At 29.9% G+C, this 7,090-nt stretch carries 4 protein-coding genes; 1 reads left to right on the top strand and 3 read right to left on the bottom strand.

Going from position 1 to position 7,090, the window contains the following annotated elements; genetic code table 11:
• On the bottom strand, nucleotides 1-393 hold a 393-nt coding region (locus FAY47_RS21020), incomplete at its 3' end, for a response regulator (protein ID WP_243129642.1).
• Nucleotides 394-412: 19 nt separating this feature from the next.
• Entirely contained in the window at nucleotides 413-2,188 is a 1,776-nt protein-coding gene (locus tag FAY47_RS16160; protein ID WP_143317945.1) for a histidine kinase, read from the bottom strand.
• 246 nt (nucleotides 2,189-2,434) lie between these two features.
• On the opposite strand from FAY47_RS16160, the gene FAY47_RS16155 reads away from it, so the two are divergent.
• Nucleotides 2,435-4,483: a beta-galactosidase gene (locus FAY47_RS16155; RefSeq protein ID WP_143317944.1), complete on the top strand. Its 2,049-nt coding sequence runs from the start codon at nucleotides 2,435-2,437 to the stop codon at nucleotides 4,481-4,483.
• 255 nt (nucleotides 4,484-4,738) lie between these two features.
• On the opposite strand, the gene FAY47_RS16150 is transcribed toward FAY47_RS16155, so the two are convergent.
• The gene (locus tag FAY47_RS16150; protein ID WP_143317943.1) at nucleotides 4,739-7,075 is read right to left on the bottom strand and encodes a glycoside hydrolase family 95 protein; all 2,337 of its coding nucleotides are present in this window, start codon (nucleotides 7,073-7,075) and stop codon (nucleotides 4,739-4,741) included.
• Between the last annotated feature and the right edge of the window lie 15 nt (nucleotides 7,076-7,090).

Raw genomic sequence — 7,090 nt, 5'->3', positions numbered from 1 at the left:
ATCCTCAAACTTTTTTTCAAGTTTAATTTCTTCTGCTAATTGCAATAATATTTCTAATAATTCATCTTCATCAATTGGTTTTAAAATATATGATTTCACTCCATATTTAATAGCATCTTTTGCATATTCAAAATTTGAATATCCACTTACTATTATAAACTTTCCCCTAAATCCTTCTTTTCTTGCATCCCTAATTACCTCTGTTCCAAACCTTCCTGGCATCTTTACATCTATCAAGACTATATCTGGATTTAAGCTTATTATCTTTTGAAATCCATCTTCAGCATCTATTCCTTCCCCACACACCTTAAATCCATTTTCTTCCCACGGTACTATTTCCCTTAACCCCAATCTTACATTTGGCTCATCGTCTACAATTAAAACATTAAACATTTTTATACCTCCATCCCTTTCATACTGGTAAGCATAATATTACTTTTGTACCTCTACCCAATTCACTGTCTATTTTTAATCCATATTCGTCTCCATAATGTAATTTTATTCTCTGATTAACATTATTCATTCCTATACTTTTTTTATTATTATCCTTCTTTTCAAACCCTTTTCTTATATCTAATAACTTTTCTTCTTCTATACCTAATCCATTATCATCTACTTCTATCATTAAGTACTTGCCTTCTATAAATATTTTTAGCGAAATCTCCCCCTTTCCTTTTTTACCTTCAAACCCATGTACAAAGGCATTTTCTACAATTGGTTGTAGCAATAATGGTAATATTTCGTAATTTCCCAAGTTTAAATTTTCATCAACATTCAAGTAGTATTTGAACATCCCTTCAAATCTCATAGACTGTATTTCTAGATAATCTCCAATTAACTTTAACTCCGATTCTAATACTACCTTTTTCCCACTTACTTCTAAATTTCTTCTCATTATCTTCCCAAGTTTTTTTACTATATTAGCAATTTCTTTATCTCCATTGCAATAAGCTTTCATTCTAATAGTTTCTAATGTATTATATAAAAAATGTGGATTTATCTGACTTGAAAGCATTTTAAATTCTACTTCTCTCTGATATGCTTTTAGTTTCTCTTTTTGTATTTTTTCTGTATAAACTTCAGAAATAAGTTTTTTTATGCTTTCAATCATAATATTCAAGTCCAAGTAAAGTTGTCCAATTTCATCATTACCTTCAATTCTCTTTTCTACATTAAAATCACCATTTACAACTCTATGCATCTCATTTCTTAATAAATTTATCCTACTTGCTATATTCCTAGAAAAAAACATAATTATCACTAAAGATAAAATAATTGCTATAATTACAACTTCTATAATATTCAAAATAACCTTATTGGCCTGCTCTGTTATTTTGCTAAGAGGGAGAACTATAAATACTCCAAATCTATTTTTTAAAGTTTTCTCTATACCAAATGAATTCCAAATTATATAACTTTCTTTATCATTAAACTTTCCTTTTAAAATAAGCCTATTCTCGTTTTCCACATTTTTTTCCTCAACTATATTGAATGACTCTTTACCAATTCTATAGTTTTGGCTTAATAGAATAGTTTGATTATCCAATTCAATGAAGTTGCTTTCAGAATCCAAATTAATTATTTTATTTAACTCTTGAGAATTAATATTTATTACTAACACTCCAGTTTTTATTCCACTTTCATTTCTTACCTCTCTTACAAGCGACAAATAATAACTTTTTGAAAGTTCATCTTGTATGTAATTCCATGATATTTTCCCTTTATCTTTTATAGCATTTTTATACCAATCTTTTTCTTTAATTTCATCTGTAACTTTTAATATATTATCACTACCAAGTAAAGTTTCATTTTCTACGTAAAGGGTGATATTAGATATCTCTTTATAATACTTCAAATAGTTTTTAAGGGTAGTATAATTGTTATATTTTTTAACCACTTCGGCATTATCATTATATCTTCCAGTAATAATAGAATTTAATTCCTCGTCAGAATAAATCATATCTGAAACTCTTGTAGTTAGCTTCAATATTTCTTCTAATCTATGTTGCATTGTATCTGCATTAGTTCTTGCCTCGTTGATAGCTCTATCTATAACTATATCTGTCATTTTTCTAGTTGAATAAATACCAACCACTGATACAGTAGCAATAGCAACTATTAGATATGTCAATATTAATTTATTTCTTATCTTAATATTGTTAACCATCGTTCTTATCCCATTCTTCATAATATGTACCTTTTTTATAAATAAGTAATTCATAGTAAACATTTACTACATTTTCATTATATCCATGATATGTATCAATTGCAAATATATAGTGGTACGTTGGAGATGCCTTATTTTTTAGCTTTACAGAATATTATATTTTTATCTCACTAATTTTATAAGCAATTATACTGAAATTTATACTATATTTTTATATATTCACTTATAGTAAAGTTAATTATAATAATATTTTAAGGAGGAATTATTTTGATAAATTCTAAATTACCATTTATTCTTTATGGTGGCGATTACAATCCTGATCAATGGCCAAAAGACGTTATTGAAGAAGATATTCGCCTATTAAAGCTAGCAAACATAAATGTAGTAACTCTTCCTGTATTTAGTTGGGCACTTCTACAACCTGATGAAGAAACATACAATTTTGAATGGCTTGATAACATTTTGAATCTATTAAAAGATAATGATATATATGTATGCCTTGCTACCTCCACAGCAGCTCAACCAGCTTGGATGTCTCGTAGATATCCAGAGGTCTTACCTGTTGATTTCGACGGTCATAAACGTAAACATGGAGGTAGAGTTAAGTTCTGCCCTAACAGCAAAGTATATCGCAAATTTTCAGTAACCCTTACAAGAAAATTAGTAGAAAGATATAAAAATTATGATAATCTAATTCTTTGGCATATTGGAAATGAATATGATAACTATTGCTATTGTGACAATTGTGAAAAAGAATTTAGAGAATGGTTAAAGAAAAAATATAAAACTTTAGATAAATTAAACAAAGCCTGGAATATGAATTTTTGGGGACATACTCTGTATAACTGGGATGAAATATTTTCCCCTTCTGAATTAAATGAAATGTGGCATGGTGAAGATAAGACCTCTACCACATTTCAAGGCATGGCTTTAGACTATAATAGATTTATGTCTGATTCCATATTAGATTGCTATTTAGGTGAATATAGAGCTATTAAAGAAATAACTCCAAATATAAAAATAACAACTAACCTAATGGGAACATTTAAACCATTAGATTACTTTAAATGGGCAGAACATATGGATATAGTATCCTGGGACAATTATCCTTCATATGGTGCTGATCCTGCTACTATTGCTATGAGTCATGATTTAATGAGAGGATTAAAAAATGGTGAGCCTTTTATGCTTATGGAACAAACACCAAATCAAGCTAACTGGCAACCTTACAATTCTGTTAAACGACCTGGCGAATTGAGGTTACAAAGCTACCAAACTCTTGCTCATGGTGCTGACAGTATAATGTTCTTCCAAATGAGACAATCTATTGGCGCATGTGAAAAGTATCACGGTGCCGTTATTTCTCATTCAGGAAGCGAAAACACTAGAGTATTTAAAGAATGCAAAAGACTAGGCGAAGAACTTCATTCTTTAGGAGATGAAATATTAGATTCTAAAATTGATTCAAAAGTTGCTATTATCTTTGACTGGGATAATTGGTGGGCAATAGAATTTTCTAGTGGTCCTTCAGTTAAGCTTAAGTATATACCACAAATAGAAAAATATTATAACGCCTTTTATAAGAAAAATATATCAGTTGATTTTGTTAAACCTACAGCTGATTTATCTAAATATTCTATAGTCGTCGCCCCTATTCTTTATATGTTAAAAAATAATGTTTCTAACAATATAAAGAACTTTGTTTCTAAAGGAGGAACTTTTATAACCACTTTCTTTAGTGGTTATGTTGATGAAAATGATCATGTAAAACTTGGTGGATATCCATCTGAACTTAGAGATCTTCTTGGAATATGGGTTGAAGAGTTAGATGCTTTACCACTTGAAATAAATAACATCCTACAGATGAATAGTACTTTAAATGGCTTTGATTTAGAATATAAGTGTAATATGTTATTTGATATTATTAACTTGGAAGGTGCTATTCCCTTAGCCTTATATGGCTCAGATTTTTACAAAGGCAGACCTGTCTTTACTATTAATTCCTACGGTGAAGGAGATGCCTATTATATAGGCTCTGATCCTGATTCTAAGTTTGTAGATGATTTAGTAGGATTCTTGGATTCTAATTATTCCTTATCCTTAGACTTTGAACATAATGAAGGCGTTGAAATAACTAAAAGACGTAAGAATGATAAAGAAATTTTTTTTATACTAAACCACAACAAAGATTCTGTTAATTTAAATCTAAAAGATTATTCATATGTAAATCTTTTAACTAAAGAAAAAGTTTTTAGCAAGATTACTTTAAAAGGAATGGATTTAGCTATTTTAAGAAAATTAGCTAATAATGATTAAGGCGTCCCCTCTATTTAGAAAATGTAGCAAAACTTGTGTAAAACAAATCTGCTTCATTCTCTTTTATAATATATAATCGACTTCTAAATTTTCTAATAATACATTTTTCAAAATGGTTGATACACTTTTGTAATGTTAATTAGATGAAAGCTCATATGGACAAGGAGTAACACTCCTGATTAAACATTAATCAGGAGTGTTACTCCTTTTAAACTAATTCTTATTCTATTGAATACTTTCAATTTTATAATTAATTCATTTGATACTGTAACTTTTATCTTTTTCTACAGAAAAAATTATTAAATTACCCTGATCTCTTCTCTCTTGTACATCTTCTATCCTAAAATCCTTAGTACTCTTAATCTTACAAAATCCATCTACACTAGATTTTACTTTAGCCCTAACTAATTCTCCATACTCCCACTCAATATCAACTTCAAATCCACCTCTAGCTTTAAGACCTTTTACCGACCCTCTTCTCCAAGCCTTAGGTAAAGCTGGAAGCAACTCAATATATCCTTCATGGCTTTGCAATAACATCTCTGCTATAGCCGCTGTACCACCAAAGTTTCCATCAATCTGAAAAGGTGGGCAAACATTAAATAAATTTGAAAAGGTCAGTTTTCTTAATAATACTAATACATATTGGTATGCTGATTCAGAATCCTTAAGCCTTGCAAATAAACTTACAATCCAAGCAGCACTCCAACCTGTATGCCCTCCCCCATGTTTTAGCCGCCTTTCTAGAGAAACTCTCGCAGCTTCACATATTTCCTTTGAATTCTCTTCAGTTATTTCATTTCCTGGATATACCCCAAATAAATGTGATAAATGTCTATGCCCTATTTCAAATTCTTCAAAATCCTTAAACCATTCTTGTAATTGTCCGTGCTTTCCTATTTTATATGGATATAATTTTTCTTTAGCTTCTTCCAATTCTTTTCTGAAACTATCATCTTTATCTAAAATAGTTGATGCCTTTATACAATTAGTAAATAAGTTTCTCGAAAGAGCCATATCCATAGTTGATGCTATGCTTGTAGAACATTTTTCTCCTTCTTTAGTCAAAAAATTATTCTCCGGAGATATGGATGGACAAGTTACTAAATATCCCTCTTTATCAGTTATCAACCAATCCAATAGAAAAATTGCAGCATCTTTCATTACAGGATATACTTCTTCTAGAAATTTTTTATCCTGCGTAAATTCGTAATGCTCCCAAAGATGACTACAAAGCCAAACTCCTGCCATAGGCCAATATGCCCATTCTGCACTTCCTCCTGCTGGAGATGTTTGCCTCCATAAGTCTACATTATGATTTACCGCCCATCCTCTACATCCATATCTCTTTTCAGCAGTTGCTTTTCCATTTTCTGATATTTCCTTTATCATTTTAAATAATGGTTCATGACATTCTGATAAATTACATACTTCTGCTGGCCAATAGTTCATTTCTACATTTATATTTGTGGTATAATTACTACTCCATGCTGGTCTTAAATCTTCATTCCAAATGCCTTGAAGGTTTGCAGGCTGACTTCCTTTTCTAGAACTTGCTATTAAAAGATATCTTCCATATTGAAAGTATAATGATATTAATGATAAATCTTCCTCTCCATTAATAACTTTTTGCAGTCTTTCATCTGTTGGAATTTCTTTTATTTCCTTTTCCCCTAAGGTAAATTCCACTCTATTAAATAGTTTCTTATATTCATTTAAATGATGTAAATACATCTCTTCATAAGATTTATATTTTATACTTTCTAAGGCACTACCTATTAACTTATCTACATCTTTTCCATTAGTTCCTGATTCATTTTTATAGCCATTGAAACTTGTATGAGCTACTATTTTTAATATAGCGCTATCAGCATCTCGTACATTTAACACTCCATCTTTAGACCATATCTCTCCTCCATTAGCTTCCCCATATACCATAACTTGAAAGTTCATACCCTTTTTGTTTTCTTCATCATAAACAATAGGATTATCTTCATTCTCATAAGACGGCAATGCATGTATCGGTGCTTTCCCCTTAAGTTTTATAGAAAAATCATTATCACTCATCACATTAAATCTCAATAAACTATCTAATGAAACGCTAAAATTTAGTTTTCCTTTCTCAATTGAATCTAATTTAATTACTATTGCATTATCTATCTTAGAAATGAATATCTCTCTATTAAATTCTGTATCTTTTAACTTATATCTAACTCTTACAACACCAGTTTTTAAATCTAGTTCTCTCATATATTCTATACATTCTTCTTCATCACCAAAATCTAAATATATATTCCCCATAGGTGCATACGATTCATTCCATGGCCCCAATAATTTTTCATTAATGAGTGTTTGTCCCTCTACATATTTTCCTGAAAACACTAATTTTCTTACCTCTTCTAAATCGCTTAAAGATGAACCCTTTTCTTCTGTTGGAACTCCTATCCATAAAGTATCCTCATTTAGTTGAATTCTTTCTTTAAAAACATCTCCAAACACCATCGCTCCAAGTCTTCCATTACCAATCGGAAGAGCTTCTATCCATTCTTTTGCTGGTTTCTTATACCATAACCTTAAATTATTATCTCCCATATAAAAATTCTCCTA

This window comes from Clostridium sp. HBUAS56017, from assembly GCF_007115085.1.
In the GTDB taxonomy this organism is placed as follows: domain Bacteria; phylum Bacillota; class Clostridia; order Clostridiales; family Clostridiaceae; genus Clostridium; species Clostridium cibarium.
The sequence above is the reverse complement of the archived record's forward strand: the minus strand, read 5'-3'. Positions and strand labels throughout refer to the sequence as shown.